The following is a 16329-nucleotide window of genomic DNA, read 5'->3' as shown; positions in this document are numbered from 1 at the left end:
CAGGAACAGGCGCTCCTGCGGGTCCATCGCTGCCGCGTCCCTCGGCGAGATGCGGAAGAACAGCGGGTCGAACCCGGCGAAATCCTGAAGGAACGCACCCCAGCGGGAATAGCTGCGGCTCGAGGCCACCGCCTCATCGACATCCGGCTCGAAAAAGCCCGCAAGGTCCCAGCGCTCGGCCGGGATCTCGCCGACCATATCGCGGCCGTCCCGAAGGTTCTCCCAGAAGGCATCCAGCGTGTCGGCGCCAGGATACCGGCCGGCAAGGCCGATCACCGCAATCGGCTCGGCATGGGATAGCGGCGCGGCGCGCGAGGGGGCAACCGCCGTCTTTGCCGCTGCCGCGATGGCGGGTACAGGGATGGCAACATCCGTGACACCGGTCCAGCGGCGGCAGGCGTCGGGCTGGCGCTCCGCGAGCCAACCGGCAATCGCGGCGAGCGTGCGATACTGGAAGAACAGGGTTTTCGGCAGCGCCTCGAAGATCCCGCCCAACTCGCTGTTGAGCCGGGTGATCATCAGGGAGTCGATGCCGTAGTCCTCCAGCGGGGCCTGCGGATCGATGCGCCCGGCCGGATGGCCGCTGACCTTCGCGAACAGTTCGCCGAGCCGGGCGGTCGTGCGGGAGAGAAGCTGCGAGGACACGGCGCCGCCACCCGTCACGGCCTGGGGCTCGCTCGGCAGGGTTTCGGGCGCCTCCTGCCGCGAGAAGAAGCGGCGAGCGCGCGAACCATCGCCGGCAATGACAGCGGCTTGCGCATGGCCGGCGCCGAGAATGGCATGCAGCGCGGAAAGACCTGCCTCCGTTTCCATCGGCCGCTGGCCCATGCGCTCGAACAGCGCCGCCTGGACCTCGTCGCCGGCCGCCATGCCGCCATCCCGCCACAGCGGCCAGCCGATGGCGGTGATCCGGCCGCCTGACTGCTCGGCCAGCGCATCGAGGAAACCGTTGGCGGCGGCATAATCCGCCTGCCCGGCATTGCCGAAGGCCCCGGCCAGCGAGGAAAACAGCACGAAGGCTTCGAGGTCCAACCCGCTGCACGCCTCGCGCAGGGCCAGCGCGCCGGTCACCTTGGGAGCGAGAACCTCGGTAAGGTCCGCATCGCGCTTCCAGGCGAGATGTCCGTCGCGGAGCGTACCGGCGCAGTGCACCACCGCATCGAGCCTGCCATGCACCTCGATCACATGGGACACGAGACCTGCGACCGCATCGGCATCGCCCATGTCCACCTGCCGGTAACCGGCGACCGCACCCAGTGCACGGAGTTCGTCGAGGAACGCCTCTCGGGCGTCATCGAGTGGCCCGGAGCCGGTCAGCACCAGCACCGACCCCTTCGCCGTTTGCGCGATATCGCGCGCGACCAGCCGGCCGAGCCGCCCCATGCCGCCGGTGACCAGCACGACGCCGCGCGGCCGCCACTGGAAACTCGCGCCGCCTGTCGGCACCTCCCGCCAGCCGCGCACGAACCGCCGGCCGCTCGAATAGCGAATGCGCTCGCCCGCCGGTGCTCCGGCCTCGGAGGCCAGCAAGCGGGCGGCATGATCGGGCGCGGCCCCTTCAGGAAGCTCGATGACCTGTCCGGCGATGCGGGCATCTTCCAGCGTTGCGGTGTCGAGCATCGCGCCGAGGCCCGCAAGCAGGGCACCCTCGCGCGCCGGCGAGAGCGCCAGTTGCACCAGCACCCTGCCCTCGCCCGGCTGCCTCACGAGATCGCGCAGCAGGCTCAGCAGATGCGTCGCCGCCTGGGCATAGCGCGTGGCGGGACTGCCCCTTCCCAATGGAAGCGAGACGAGTTCGCAGCCCGGACGCGCCTCGATATCGACGCCGCAGGCGACGACGATGCGCCGATCCGCAAAGCGTCCTGCCGGGGCGTCCTGCTCCCGCCATTCCGGCACGAAGATCAGCGTCTCGCTCACGGGCGTGCTGCCGGGAATCCAGTAGCGCGTCGCGGCGAAGCAGCGCGGCGGCAACGGCGGACGCTGCGCCGGCCCTTCAGCGAGATGCTCCTCAAGCACCACATGAGCATTGGTGCCGCCGAAGCCGAAGCTGCTGACGCCGACCCGGCGCGGCAGCAGGGTGCCGGTATCGTCGCGGCGTCGGGGCCAGGCCTCGCGGGTTCGCACCAGACGGAACGGGCTGCCGGCAAGATCGACATGCGGATTGATCTCGTCGCAATGCAGCGTCGGCGGGACTTCGCCCCGCTGCATCGCCATCAGCACCTTGACGACACCGGCAAGCCCCGCGGCCGCTTCCAGATGGCCGATGGACGACTTGACCGTTCCGAGCCCGATATACGGCTGCGCGACGCTCTCGTGCCCGGTCAGGTTGGCGAATGCCCGCTTGAGGCCGTTGACCTCGACCGGGTCGCCGAGATGGGTGCCGGTCCCGTGCGCCTCGATATAGCCGATGCTGGCCGGGTCGATCCCGGCCAGCGCCTCCTCGACCAGCGCCGCCTGCGCCTTCGCATTGGGTGCGGTCAGGGCACCGGCGCGGCCGCCATGGTTCTGCGCCCCGCCGATGATGGTGCCGAGAATGCGGTCGCCGTCGCGCTCGGCATCCTTCAGCCGCTTGAGCATCAGCACCGCGACGCCCTCGCCGCGCGCATAGCCGTCCGCACCGGCGCCGAAGCTCTTGCAGCGCCCGTCCGGCGACAGCATGCCCGCATTGTGCGGCCCCTCGAAGCCCTCCGCCGCCAGACAGAGATTGACGCCGCCGACGAGCGCGACGTCGCAGCGCTCATCCTTCAGCGCCTGCGCGGCGCGCAGCAGGGCGACCAGCGAGCTGGAACAGGCCGTGTCGATGGCCTCGCTCGGACCATTGAGATCGAAGGCATGCGACACCCGGTTGGCGACCATGGCGAGCGAGTTTCCGGTCGCGACATAGCCATCCGCCGCAACCCCATGGGCCGCCAGCAGGGCCGCATAGTCGAGGCTGGTGACGCCGACGAAGACGCCGGTCGATTTCGGCAGGTCGGACGGCTCGATGCCGGCATGTTCGACCGCATGCCAGGCGGTCTCCAGCAGCAGCCGCTGCTGCGGGTCCATCCGCTCGGCCTCTGCCGGCGAGATGCGGAACGCCGCCGCATCGAAGCGGTCGATATCGGAGAGGAACCCGCCGCGCCGGGGGAACGATGCGGCCGCAACGCGGGTACGATAGGCCTCGCCATACCGCTCGATCGGCAGGTCCCGCGTCAGGTCGCGCCCGGCCAGCAGATTGTCGAAGAAGCTGTCGATATCCGGGCTGCCGGGGAAGCGGCCGGCCATGCCGACAATGGCGATGCGGCCGCCTGGCGCCTTCCCCGCAGGGCTGGCGACCGGCTGCGAGATGATCGGCGCTGGCGCTGCGGCCAAGGGCGCGGCGCGGACGGGCGTTGCGGGAGGGGTCTCGACCGACAGTGCGATCCCGTGCCGGCGCACCAGGTGCTCGGCCAGCGCCTCGACATGCTCGCATTCGAAGAAGATCGCCGGCGAGAGCTCGATGCCGAAAGCGGCGCCGATCTCGCCGGCATAGCGCGTCAGCGAGATGGAATCGAAGCCGAGATCGTGGAACGGCTCGCGCGGCCCGACATCGTCGGGGTTGAACTTCAGGATCCCGGCGGCGATCCGGCGCAGCTCCTGCGCAACCCGGTCCGCCGTCTCGCCGCTGCCCTGTGCGACGGCTTTTGTTGGCTGCGGAGTTGAAACGGATGCCGCGGCGAACTCAGCCAGAGGGACGGCCGCAACGCCCTCGCAGCGCGCGACGATGCCTCCCGCCGCATCCAGGAACGACAGGTCGTACGCGCCATCACTCCCCGGCTGGCAGAGCACGGCGGCAACGTCGCCGCCCGTAAGGTGCGAGCGACTGACGCCCGCCAGCGCCAGCGGTTCACCGCCCGCCGTCAGCAGCGCCAGCGCCTGCCAGGCTGCCCCGAGAGCGGTGGAGGGAAGCGCTAGGGTCTTGCGGAACCAGTCCTGCTGCGGCGCGTCCTCGCGCAGCACGCAAAGCAGTCCGCCATCGGCAAGGCGAAAGGCGCGCGCGATCCCCTCCAGATAGGGGCCGAAGCCGAGGCCATTGCGGGCAAGGTCGCCATAGATCCGCGCGTGCTCCAGCACCTCGGTGCTGGCGGCTTTCAACCCGTCGACGTCGATCCGTCCGGCGGGACCGCCTGCGGAGGATATGCGCGCCTCCAGCCAAGGCGTTTCAGCCTCCTCGCCGCCCTGCGCCACGACACGCGCAAGGAAGGCGTCTCCTGCTGGCTTCAACGTCAGGACGAGCGTCTTGACCGCAGGCCAGTCAGGCAGGCCGAGCACCTGCAAGTCCTCGACCGACACGGGCCCGGGCAGCCCGGCGATCCGGGCAAGGGCCGCAACCGCCTCCACCGCGACCATCGGCAGGACCGTCTGCCGGCGACCCTGAGTGTGCACATAGTCGAGCAACTCGCCGAGATGGATATCGGTCTCGTAGCGCAGGCCGGACAGCGTCGAGACGTTGCGCCCGACGAAGGGATGCAGCTTCAGCCGCGACCCCAGCGGGTTGACCACCGAAGGCGCGTCCGGCTGCTCGGGATACCAGCAGCGGATCTTTTCGAACGGATAGGTCGGCAGCGGCACGCGGCGCGGCTCGCGGCCCCGCCAGAGCACGAACCAATCGATGGTTGCACCATGCGTCCAGGCATCGGCCACCTGATCGAGGTCACGCGCGGCAAGGGCTGCCGCCAGTTGCTCTGCGTCCTCCGGCGGGTCGCCGTCGAGGATCGAACGAACATAGTGCCAGGCCCCCTTGGCGCCGGGCGCAGCCGCGAAACCCGCAAGGCGTCGGCGCGCGTCGGCCAGATCGCTCGCCGCCAAGGCCAGCCGGCACGGCAGCTCGGTGCGCCCGACCTGTAGCGTGAAGGCGATGTCGGAGAGATCCGCCTCCGGATGATGTTCCATCCAGGAAAGATGCCGCTGGACCAGCGCCACCAGCCGGTCCTGGTTCATCGCCGAGAAGACCAGCAGTTCCGGCCCACCCTGCCCGCTCGATCTGGGGCGCGGCCGATACTCCTCGATCAGGATATGCGAGTTCATGCCGCCCGCGCCGATGGAGGTCACACCGGCGCGGCGCGGCAGTTCGTGCCCGTCCCGCCTGCGCGGCCGCAGCCAGGGCGCAAGCGTGCGCTGGACGCGGAACGGCGAGGTCGCGAAGGGAATGTCGGGGTTCAGCGTCTCGGCATGCAGCGAGGGCGCCAGCATGCCCTTGTCCAGCTGCGCCACCACCTTGGCGATGCCGGCAAGGCCCGAGGCGCCGAGCAGATGGCCGACATTGCTCTTCACCGTGCCGATCGGGCAGGCCCCGACCGCGTCGGTGTGCTTGCGGAAGGCCTGTGTCAGCGCCTTCACCTCGATGGGATCGCCGAGCGCCGTGCCCGACCCGTGCCCCTCGATATAGCTCACGGTGTCGGCGGGGATGCCGGCATCGTCGAGCGCCCGTTCGATCGCCACCGCCTGCTGGTGCGGGTTCGGCACGGTGAAGCCATTGCGCACGCCGGCATTGCTGATGCCGGTGCCGATGATGACGCCGTGGATATGGTCGCCGTCGCGCTCGGCATCGCAGAGCCGCTTCAGGACGAGCGCGCCGACCCCCTCGCCGAGGATCGTGCCTTCGGCGCCGAGACCATAGCCGCGGATCACGTCGGCCGATTTGGTGGTGAAGTGCTCCTGCGAGGTGGCGATGAGCTTTTGCGGGTGCAGCAGCAGGCTGACGCCGCCGGCCAGCGCCATCTCGCAGCGCCCCGCACGCAGCATGTGCACCGCCTCGTGCACACAGGTCGAGGCGGCCGAGCACATGGTGTCGAGGAAATAGGACGGGCCGGTGAAGCCGTAATAATAGGACACCATATTGGGCACGGTGCCGGTATAGCTGCCGCTGGCGGGCGAGCCGCGCATCAGCATGTTCTGGAAGCCGTAGAGATCGTATTCGTTGGTCATCGACCCGACGATGACCGCGACGTCGCCCGAGTAGCGCCGCTGCAGCGTCTCGCGCGAATAGCCGGCATTCTCGAACGCCTCGACGCTCGCCTGCAGGAACAGGCGCACCTCCGGCGACATAAGTTCCGCTTCGGTCTGGGAAATGCGGAAATAGCGCGGATCGAACCGGTCGATATCGTCGAGGAAGCAGCCCGTGCGCACCACGGTCTTGCCGAGGACGTCGCGCTCGGGATGCAGCAACGCCGCATGGTTCCAGCGCTCCTGCGGATAGGACCGGAACCCGTGGATGCCACCCGCCAGCATCTCCCAGAACTCGTCCTGCGTCGCCGCGCCGGAGACATGCAGCGACAGGCCGACGATAGCGATGGCGTGGCTGTCGGTCTCGGGGTTGGGCTGCGAGACGCTCGGGCCAGGGTCCGCGCGCGCGGGGATCGTCTCGGCGGGAGCCGTCTTCTGCGGTGGAACAGCCTCGCCCAGTCCGTCCTCGGCAAGGGCGGCGGCCAGCGCATTCCGGTGGTTCTCGACGAGATGGCCGGCCACCCCCTCCAGGTCGACATATTCGAAGAACAGGGTCTTCGACAGCGGGCCGAGCCGCTCCTCCAGACGGTTCGTCGTCTCGACGATGGAGATCGAGTCGAGCCCGTATTCCTCAAGCTTGCGGTTGAGGCGGATGCGCGCAGGATCGAGCTCCAGGACATCGGCGAGGATATCGCGCACGAACAGCGCGCCCTGGCGGGCGAGAGCCACGTCGTCGCCGGTCGCCTGTGGTGCCTCCGAAGGGGCCGCCGCGTCCTGCTTTTCCGCTCCCTCGCGCTCGGCAAGAAAAGCGCCGATCCGCGCCGTGTCGCCATAAAGCACGGTGGCGCAAGGCGCCTGCCCGGCGACGAGCAGCCGCTCCAGGGCGGCAAGGCCGGCCGCGCTCGGCAGCGGCACCGTGCCGAAGCGGCGTTCCATCGCCTCCAGGGTCGGCCTGTCGACGCTCATGCCGCCCTCGGCCCAGAGCGGCCAGGCAACGGCAAGCGTCCGCCCCCGCCGCTCTCCGCGCGCGACCATCTCCGCGCGCTCGATAGCGAAGCCGTCGAGGAAGCCGTTGGCGCCGGCATAGGCCGCCTGTCCGGCGTTGCCGAACCGCGCCGCGACGGAGGAAAACAGCACCATGAAGTCGAGCGGCGCGGTCCGCGTCGCCCGGTCGAGATTGAGCGTGCCGGCGAGCTTCGGCGCGAAGACAGGCGCGAAATCCCGTCCCGCCTGCGTCAGGATATAGCCGTCGTCGAGCAGGCCCGCCGCATGGATGATGCCCTTGAGCGGGCCGATCTCGCGGGCAATCCGCTGCGCCAGGTCCTCGACCGCCGCCGTATCGCCCATGTCGCAGACGGCGTAGGTGACAGCCGCGCCGCTTTGCCGCAGCGCTTCGAACCGGCTGCCCTCCTGCGCACTGCGGCCGCTGAGAACGATGTTGCGTGCGCCGCGCGCCGCCAGCCAGCCGGCCAGGATCAGCCCGAGGCCGCCGGCGCCGCCGGTGATCCAGTAGGCGCCGTGCGGATCAAGCTGCATCTGGCGGCGACCGGCAGGAAGATCGACCGGATCGATGCGCAGCGCCTCGCGCGTGCCGTCGGCGCGGTGGCGCAATTCGGTGAAGGTGTCGGCAGCCCCGACTTCCCGCCGCAGGATCCCGGCGAGCCGTCCTGTGTCCGGCGGGCCTTCGATCCGCACCAGCGTACCGGAGATCTTCGGGTTCTCGGTCGCGGCCGTGCGCAGGAGCGCCGCAAGCGGGGCGGTGACCGAGTGAGACAGGCTCTCCGGCGCCAGCACGAGGAAATGCCGGGGGCGGCGCGGCTTCTCCCGCATCGCCTCGACGATCCGCGCATGCAGGGCGTTGAAGAGCCCGGCCGCCGCAGCCGCCGGATCGCCCTCCGGACCAGCGGCAAGCACGCTGACGCTCTGCCCGCTTGCCTCCGACAGGTTTCTTGCAAAGTTTCTGGCGAAATTCACCTCTGCGAAACCAGCCAGCAGCACGGAGACATCCCGCCCGGCGGCGTTGCCGGTGTCTGTCGGCGCGGGTCGCCAATGGCTCTCGGCCAGTACCAGCGGCAGTTCGTCGGCGACCTCATCCCCGGATGCTTCCGCCGGCGCCTCTTCGGAAGCGACGATGCGCAAGGCCAGGTCCTCTAAGGCGACACGCAGGTTGCCGTCCCGGTCCAGCATGTGGATGTCGAGATGGCGCACGGCAGCCGTCGCACGCGCCGGTGCGCGCTCAGTGACGAGCGCCCACATCATCGGCTCGCAAGCGCCATGCACCACCACCCGGCGACAGGCAAACGGCACGGCGGCGCCTAACGGCCCCGCCTCGTCCAGCGCGATCCAGGCCTGGATCGCGGCGTCCAGCATCACCGGATGCAGCGGCAAGGCGGCCAGCGTCGGATGCAACCGCCGCGGCAGCTTCAACTGCGCCAGAACGCGGCCCCCGCCCCGGCCGACCCGCGCCAGCGCCCGAAAGGCGGGGCCATGATCGACGCCGCTGGCCTGCAAACGCTCGTAGCAAAGAGCGACCGGCACGTCCTCGCGCATCTCGACCTGAAGGGCCGACAGCACTGGCACGGACGGCGACGCTTCCACCACCGGCGAGAGGGTGCCGCGCACATTCGCGCCCTGCCCACCGGGGTCGCGGATCTCGAAGCCGATGCGGCGATCCGCCTGCCGCGTCAGATGCGTCTCGACCGTCACCGGTGTCTCGCGCGCCGCGATCGGCCGCGACCAGACCACATCCTCCAGCGCAAAGGTGCCGCCGAGCTCCGCGCCGGCAAGATCGGCAGCGGCGCGCGCCAGTTCCAATGCCGCAACGCCGGGCAGGATCTGGCGGCCGCGCACCCTGTGATCGGCCCAGAAGAGTTCGGGCCCGCGCAAGCTGCTTTCGAAGACCGGCCCGGCAAAGCCGGAGATATTCCGCCGGATCATCGGATGCGGCGCCGGCCGGTCGTCCTTCACACCGAGCGACTCGTCCATCCAGTGCCGCTCGCGCGCGAAAGGATAGAGCGGTGCGCGCACCCGCCTGCCCTTGGGCAGGCCGGCGGTCGTCCACTCGATTGTCTCCCCCGCGGCCCAGCGCGCGGCGAGATCGTGCAAGACACCGCCGTCCGCGCTCGCCCCCGCGTCGACCACGGCCGGGTGGGCGATGCCGCCGAGACGGGCGCGAAGGGCATCCGCCAGTTCCTGCCGGTCGCGGACGAGAAAAGCGACACGGGCCTCGAGCGGATCCCGCCCGATCCGCAGCGTATGGGCAAGGTCGGCAAGCGCCGGCGCGTCAGGTGCTTCGACGGCCTCCAGCAATTCGCCGAGAAGCGCCTGCAGGCGCTCGTCATCTGCCGCTGACAGCGGCACGAGGTGCACCTGCCCGTCGCCTGCTGCGGACGCGGCCTCCACCTTGGGCGCTTCCTCGATCAGCACATGCGCGTTGCTGCCGCCGAAGCCGAAGGAGCTGACGCAGGCGCGCCGCGGCGCACCGTCGATGCGCGGCCAGGGGCTTGCCTCCGTCTGGATGTGGAACGGCGTACCGGCCAGATCGATCAGCCGGTTCTGCGCGGTGAAACCGACATTGCCGGGCAGGTCCTCGCGGGCCAGCGCGATCAGCACCTTGACGATGCCGGCAACGCCCGCCGCGCCTTCCAGATGGCCGATATTGGTCTTGACCGAGCCGATGCCGCAACTCGCCGCGCGCGGGGTGGTGCCCGCCTCGGCGTGCAGGGCGGCAAAGGCCTCCTTCAGGCCGGAAATCTCGATGGGGTCGCCCAGCGGCGTGCCCGGCCCATGCGCCTCGACATAGGACACGCTGTCCGGCGCAACGCCCGCCTCGCGGTGCACCTCCTTGATCAGCGCGGCCTGCGCCCGCGGGTTGGTAACGGTGAGCGAGTTCGTCCGCCCGCCATGATTGACGCCGATGCCGCGAATGACCGCGTGGATCGGATCGCCGTCGGCGAGCGCCTGCTCCAGCGGCTTCAGCAGCAGCACGGCGCCACCCTCGCCCCGGACATAGCCGTCGGCGGCATCGTCGAAGGCATTGCTGCGCCCCGTCTTCGACAGCATGCCGGCCTTGGAGAAGGCGACGAAATGGTTCGGCGACCAGATCAGGTTGACCCCGCCGGCCAGCGCCATGTCGCATTCGCCGCCCTGCAGCGCCCGCACCGCCTCGTAAATCGAGGTCATCGACGCGGCGCAGGCCGTGTCGTTGGTGATGCTCGGCCCCTGCAGGTCGAAGAAATGCGAGACCCGGTTGGCGATGATGGAAAAGGCGATGCCGGTCGGCAGATAGGCGTCGACATGCGGCAGGTGCTTTTCCAGCAGTTCCGCATAGTCCCAATGGCAGACGCCCATATAGACGCCGGTGCGGCTGCCGGCGAGATCGGAGGCGCGGTAGCCGGCATCCTCGATCGCATGCCAGGCCATCTCCAGCGCAAAGCGCTGCTGCGGGTCCATCCAGGCGGCCTCGCGCGGCGAAATGCCGAAGAACGAGGCGTCGAAGCAGTCGGCATCCTCGACGAAACCGCCCCAGATGCTGCTCGTCCTGTTGCCGCGCGCCGGGTCGCCCAGCAACTCTTCCGCATTCCAGCGGCTCGCCGGCACCTGCGAGATCAGCGAGCGCCCGGCGGCCAGATGCGCGCCGAACGTCGCCAGGCGATCCGCGCCCGGAAGCCGCAACCCGACGCCGATGATCGCGACCGGTGCCTTTCCCCCCTCACGGCTCATCGGCTACCGCCTCCTCCGCCGATCATCACCGAGAGCCGGCGGCCGAGCACGTCGGCCGCGCCCTCCAGCAGCCGGGCGGCGATGACATCGGCATGGCGGGCGCGCCAGGGGGCGAGGTCGCTGCCTTCGACCCACTGGTTGAAGGCGCCCTGAGCCGGGCCGCAATGCACCTGGAAATCGACCTTGTGCTCAAGATCGCCAGTGAGCGCCCAGGTGGTCGTGTCCTTGAAATAGCGACGGAAGACGAGGCCCATGCGGTGGCGGGGCGAGCGCTGCGCGCGCTCGATCTCCGCTGCCGGATAGCTCTTCGCCACATCGCGGAACACCTCGTCGAAGCTGCGGCGGAAATAGCGCTCCTCGATCTGCTGGCGCAGCTTCGGGTCGATCTCGTCGAGGCTCTCGTGCTGGCGGTAGAGCGAGACCAGCTTTTCGGCGCGTGCGGGGAAGAACAGGCCCTTCTTCAGCACCTGCACCTTGGCGCCCAGCTCGAACATCTCGCCCGACGGCGCATAGGCGGTGTCATGGACGTTGATGCCTTCCAGCAGGTCCTTGACCGCCTCGCTGGTCCCGGCCTCCACCGTGCACTGGTTGACGGAGCCGGTGACGATGAAGTCGGCGCCCAGCATGAAGACCGCCGCTGCCGCCTCCGGCGTACCGATGCCGCCGCCCGAGCCGACGAAGATCGGGCCGAATTTCGCAAAGCGCGCCTGCGCCTCGTCCCGCACCTTGAGCACCGCCGGGATCAGCGCGAAGGGCATGCCCTGGTCGGTATGGCCGCCGGAATCCGCCTCGACGCAGATGGCATCGGCCATCGGCACCTGGCGCAGCAGGTTGGCCTCGTCGGCAGTGATCGCGCCGCTGGCGAGCAGCTTGCCGAGCAGGCGCTCGGGCGCGGGCGCGAGAAACTGCGCGGCCACATCGGGCCGCGACACCTTGGCGATGATGCGGTTGCGCACGGCGATCCGCCCGCCGCGCTCGTCCTTGAGCCCGGCGGCGCGGTAGCGCACCAGCGCCGGCGTCACTTCCATGAAGGCAGAGGCCTCGATGATGCCGACGCCGTGCCGGATCAGCAGATCGGTGAGCTCGTCCTCCAGATGCGGCCGGTTCACATGGGCGATGAAGTTGATGCCGTAGGGCGCCCCTTCGGGAAGCTCGTCGCGCAGGCGCAGGATCGCGCGTTCCACCTCGGCCATCGGCAGGCCGCCCGCCCCGAAGAAGCCGAGCAACCCGGCGCGGGCCATGCGCTTGACCAGTTCGACCGAGGCAATGCCCTGATACATCGCGCCGGCGATGTAAGGATAGTCGAGCCCGAAGGCCTCGCAGAAGGCGCGCGAGCCGAGATTTTCAGGGCGAAAGCGGAAGGACGCATGGCCGTTGAGCCGGGGCGGCTCGCTCTCGTCCCGCGCCTTGCGGACGGTCTCCGGCTCCGGCTCGGCGATCCTCGCGGCTGCGGCGGCCTCCGCCTCCTCGCGCGCCAGCAGGCCTGCATCGAGCGGCCCGGCCTCCAGTTCCGTGCGCTTCACCATCGGCTTGACGACGGCGCTGCCGGCCGGCCCGAGTTCGGTGACATCGGCGAAGGTGACGCCCTTGGCCAGCAGATAGCGGATGCTCTCGGCCCAGCGCACCGGCGCAGTGATCTGCTCGACCATCCGCTCGCGCAGCCGGCCCGCCTCGTGCGGTCGTGCCGTCACGTTGGAGATGACCGGGATTTCGGGCGTGTTGAAGGTCAGACCCGCGATGTGCTCGGCGAACGCTGTACGCGCGGCCTCCATATAGGGCGTGTGGAAGGCGCCGCTCACCGGCAGCACGACATAATGGCTGGCGCCGGCCTCGCGGAACAGCGGCTCGGCGGCAACCACCGCGTCCCGCCGGCCCGACACCACGATTTGCCGGGGCGTGTTGTAATTGGCGGCAAAGACGTCGCTCAGGCCGTGGCGCTCGATCACCGCCGCGATGCCGTCGGCATCGAGGCCGATGACGGCGGCCATGCCGCCGCCGCGCGCCTCGCCCATCAGCGCGCCGCGCCGCGCCACCATCTTCAGGCCGCTGGCGAAGTCCACAGCGCCTGCGGCGAACAGGGCGACATATTCGGACACGCTATGGCCGAGGACATAGTCCGGCCGCTCGCCGCTCTCGCGGACATGGCGAAGATAGGTCAACGCATTGACCACATAGAGCGCCGGCTGGGTGAACTCGGTCCGGGTCAGCCGCTCCATCGGCCCCTCCAGACAGAGTTGTGCGACCGAGTATCCAAGGACGGCGTCCGCCTCGGCAACGAGCTGCGGGAAGGCCGCAAACAGGCCCTCGCCCATGCCGACGCGCTGCGCGCCCTGCCCTGGAAACATGAAGGCCTTCATTGCTCCTCCAACTCGGCCTTGTCCTTCACCCACTCGATCTGACCAAGGTCCATCCGGATGACCCGGTCGGCCACGCCCCAATATCGCTCATCGTGTGTTGCCGCGATGACAAGTTTTCCTGCCGCTTTGAGTTTCGGGATAAACGTCTCGTAAAAATATTCGCGAAAATGAACATCCTGTTCCGCCGACCACTCGTCGAAGACATAGATCGGCCGGTCCTCCAGAACAGCGGCAATCAGCGCCAGACGCTTGCGCTGGCCCGTCGACAGGTGAAGCTGCGAGAAGCGGCCGTCGGTGAAGCGGACCTTGCCGGCAAGCCCCATCTCGTCGATCAGCGCGTTGACCCGGTCCGGATCGACCCGCTCCAGCCCATACAGCCGGTCGAACAGGTGGAAATCGACGAAGATCGCCGAAAACAGCTCCCGATAGCCGCCAAGCTCGGCGCCCTCGACCGCATGCCCGTCCACGTCGATGCGCCCGCTCGCCAGCGGATACAGGCCGCACATCATCCTCAGCGCCGTCGACTTGCCGCTGCCATTGCCGCCGACCAGGAACACGACCTCGCCCCGCGACAGGGTGAGCGACAGCGGCCCGACATGATAGCCGACGCCCTGCTGCGCCGGATAGCTGAAGCCGATCTCGCGGAAGTCGATCGCCTTGAAAGACCGGAAGGCGTGGGCGTGTTGCCGCGCCTCATCGGTCGAAATGCCCTTGGCGGCGGCGAGTTCGCGCTCCACCGCCAGGATCGACTGCAGGCCGAATTCGGCGCGCACGAACATCGGCGATTGCGCCACCGTCTTGGTCAGCGTGCCGAGGCAGAACAGCAGCACCGGCACGAGCTGGAACACGATCACCGTATGCCCCGACACGAAGGCGGGAAAGCCGAAGGCGACGACGCCGAGCAGCGCGAAGGTGACCAGGCTGCCGAGCAGGATCAGCGATACCCAGTGGTCTATGGTGCGCACCAGCATCACCTCGAGCACGTTCGACCGCTTGCGATAGGCGTTGGACACCGCCTCGCTGCGGCGGGCGTTGAGGCGCAGTTCCTTGCTGCCGTGGATGATGTCGGCAATGGCGTCGAGCATCTGCGCCTGCAGCGTCTCGACAAGGCCGAGAATCCGGCGGAAGCGGTTGTTGATCGCCTTGTAGCCGTAGACGCCGCCCATGACCGCCAGCGCGAAACACAGGAAGGCTGCCGGCGACAGGTAGAGCAGGTAGAGCAGCGCCACCGCCAGCAGCACCACCTGCTGGACCGCGTCCATCACCAGCGGGAAGGTCACCGAGAGGTGGTTCGTCTCCTTGGCGACAAGCCCGTAGAGCCGCCCGCGGCCGATGCGATCGACGGCGAGCAGTTCCGACTGGCGCAGCTTTTCCGCCAGTTGCAGCCGCAGATCGTTGAGGCGCTCCTCGATCAGCGTCGTCGCCCGCACCAGCGCCAACTGGTTGGCGAGGTAGTAGACCAGGAACGCGACGCCGAAGGCCGCCCAGGCGATCAGGCCGGGGTGCTCCGCCCGGGCGACCCGCTCCGCCACCGTGGTGATCACCACGACCAGCACCGCGTTGGCGATGCCGGCCAGCAGGCTGAGGGCGAACATCATCTGAAGCTTGCGGCGGCCGGCGCCGCGGACAAAGGCGACGAGTTCCATGCTCATGCCTCCCCTGCCGGTTCGGCAAGGCGGCCGAGATCGAGTTCCAGCCGCCGGTCGCAGCAGGACCAGAAGCGGTCGTCATGGGTCACTGCCACCACGGTCTTGCCGCGCGCTTTCAGATCGGGCAGCAGTTCGGTGTAGAACACCTCCCGGAAATGCCCGTCCTGGTCGGCCGCCCATTCGTCGAACAGATAGACCTCGCGGTCTTCCAGCAACGCCACGATCATCGCCAGCCGCTTGCGCTGGCCGGTCGACAGATCCGTGGTGGAAAAGCGCCCGTCCTCGAAGCGCACCTTGTCGCCGAGTTCCATGCGGGCGATCAGCCGCTCCACCTCGCGCGGCTTGATGGTCTCCAGCCCGTAGAGCCGGTCGAAGAGATGGAAATCGGTGAAGATGGCAGAGAAGAGCTCCCGGTAGTCGCGCCGGGTCTCCGCCGTCACCGGCGCGCCGTCGCAGGCGATCTCGCCGCCCTCCGGCGCATAGAGCCCGCACAGGAGCTTGAGCGCCGTCGACTTGCCGCTGCCATTGCCGCCGGTGAGGAACAGGATCTCGCCGCGCTTCAGCGTCAGGTCCCAGGGTCCGGCGGCGAACAGGGCGGCCCCTTCCGCATCCCGGTAGCTGAAGGTGACGCCGCGCATCTCGATGGTCCGGAACGAGCGATAGCGCGAGGGCGCCCGCACCGCTCCGCGCGGCTCCGGCGTCAGGCCCGCATCGAGGCGCCGTTCGAGGGCGTAGACATGGGCAAGGCCCGCCTCGGCACGGGCGATCAGGCGCGCAACGGAGGTGATCGCCGCGATCGGCCCGAGGGCGAAGACGGTCGCGGCGGTGATCTTGTAGATCGTGTCCGTGTAGCCCTGGAAGAACACCGGCAGCACCAGCACGACGACGCCGACCAGCAGGAAAATGAAGGCATTGGCGAATTGCAGCAGGCTGACCCAGCGGTCGCCGAGCCCGACAACCACCTGCCGCAGCCGCGCGGTGACGTCCGCGAAATGCGCCTGCAGGGCGTCGTTCTTGTCGGCGTTGAGCCGGATTTCCTGAAAGCCCAGCGTGAAATGCGACAGGCTGTCGAGCATCTCGGCTTCCCGGTGATGCACCTCGGCCAGCGCTCCGGTCAGCGCGCTCTGCCGCCGCCAGAAGAGATAGAGGCCGCCGGCGAGGAAGACCGTCACCACCAGAAAGGAAATCGGCGACAGCAGCGCCACATAGAGCAGCAGGAAGGCGAGCAGGAAGGCATTCTGCCCCGCGCCGATCAGCAGCGGCAGGGTCTGCGACAGATGGTCGGTCTCCTGCGATACGGTGACGAAGACGTCGCCGTGGCCCAGCCGTTCCAGCGTCCGCAAGTCGACGCGACGGATCTTGCTGACGATGCGCCGGCGGGTCGCTTCCAGCCGCGATTGCACGAAACGGTTGGCCTCATGCAGCGAGGCCCGGCTCGACAGCAGCACGAAGGCAAGCGTCGCCAGATAGATCAGCAGCAGTTGGGTGCCGATCGGCTCGGCGAGCACGGCCTTTTCCGCCGCCTCGTTGATCAGCCCGACCAGGCCGGCATTGCCGAGCCCGGCCAGGCTGGTGATCAGCAGGATCGACCGGCGGTTCACCGGCGGGCCGGTTCTGAGCAGCCGCAAGATGTTCAT

At 69.1% G+C, this 16329-nt stretch carries 4 protein-coding genes (1 of these 4 only partly in view); all 4 read right to left on the bottom strand.

Features of this window, described 5'->3' with window-relative positions; translation table 11 throughout:
* Tightly spaced (each overlapping or abutting the next), the 4 genes in view from TSB10P1A_RS23925 to TSB10P1A_RS04430 form a layout consistent with a single transcriptional unit that may run on beyond the window.
* Nucleotides 1-10686, bottom strand: partial view of an SDR family NAD(P)-dependent oxidoreductase gene (locus tag TSB10P1A_RS23925; protein WP_186386688.1) — the 5' portion only. It extends 10002 nt beyond the left edge of the window; 10686 of the gene's 20688 nt are visible here — the first part of the coding sequence; its start codon is at nt 10684-10686; its stop codon lies beyond the left edge, outside the window.
* Nucleotides 10683-13043: an ACP S-malonyltransferase gene (gene fabD, locus TSB10P1A_RS04440; protein WP_186386687.1), complete on the bottom strand. Its 2361-nt coding sequence runs from the start codon at nt 13041-13043 to the stop codon at nt 10683-10685. The genes TSB10P1A_RS23925 and fabD overlap by 4 nt, the downstream gene beginning before the upstream one ends.
* Nucleotides 13040-14695 carry a cyclic peptide export ABC transporter gene (locus tag TSB10P1A_RS04435; protein WP_186386686.1) on the bottom strand — a complete coding sequence of 552 codons (1656 nt, stop codon included), beginning with the start codon at nt 14693-14695 and terminating at the stop codon, nt 13040-13042. Before TSB10P1A_RS04435 ends, fabD begins: the two co-directional genes overlap by 4 nt.
* Nucleotides 14692-16329 carry a cyclic peptide export ABC transporter gene (locus tag TSB10P1A_RS04430; protein WP_186386685.1) on the bottom strand — a complete coding sequence of 546 codons (1638 nt, stop codon included), beginning with the start codon at nt 16327-16329 and terminating at the stop codon, nt 14692-14694. The genes TSB10P1A_RS04435 and TSB10P1A_RS04430 overlap by 4 nt, the downstream gene beginning before the upstream one ends.

This window comes from Stappia sp. TSB10P1A, from assembly GCF_900185725.1.
Taxonomy (GTDB): Bacteria; Pseudomonadota; Alphaproteobacteria; order Rhizobiales; family Stappiaceae; genus Stappia.
This window is presented reverse-complemented; position numbering and strand designations above follow the sequence as displayed.